The sequence below is a fragment of the Corallococcus sp. CA054B genome (assembly GCF_003611625.1).
GTDB lineage: Bacteria > Myxococcota > Myxococcia > Myxococcales > Myxococcaceae > Corallococcus > Corallococcus coralloides.
In genome coordinates this window covers 1-403 of record NZ_RAVY01000445.1, presented here as the reverse complement: position 1 = coordinate 403, position 403 = coordinate 1, and the positions used below count along the sequence as shown (strand labels likewise).

Here is a 403-nt window from a genome sequence, read left to right as displayed (position 1 = left end):
GACCACGTCCGGGGCGGCCTCCAGAAGGGTCACGAACTTGCCCGCCCGCTCGATCCATGCGAAGCGCTTCAGGCCCTCGGCCGCCTGCTTGGCCTCGCCGTTCACCGCCGCGGCCGCCTCACGGAGCCCCTTCGCGGCGTCCTGGCGGGCCTGGTCGGCTTGCCCGAGCGCGCCGAGCATCTCCTTCCGGGCCGCCTCCCAGCCGGCGGTGAGGCGGCTGAACTCGGACTTGGCGTTGCCCCAGTCCGCGAGCGCGGCCTTCAACCGCGGGCCTTCGGTGCGGAGGACGCGGGCGTAGAGCTGGCTGACTCGGTCCTTCTGAGCGTACACCCGGCCGGCGGCCTCGTCCAAGGCGGGCCGGAGTGCCGCGGCTTTGGCCTCGAGGGCCAGCGCCTGGCGCTCC

At 74.4% G+C, this 403-nt stretch carries 1 protein-coding gene; it reads right to left on the bottom strand.

Annotated features, from left to right (window positions below):
* A partial coding sequence (locus D7V80_RS42095) for a hypothetical protein (protein ID WP_199738999.1) occupies window positions 1-403 on the bottom strand: 403 nt, incomplete at both ends.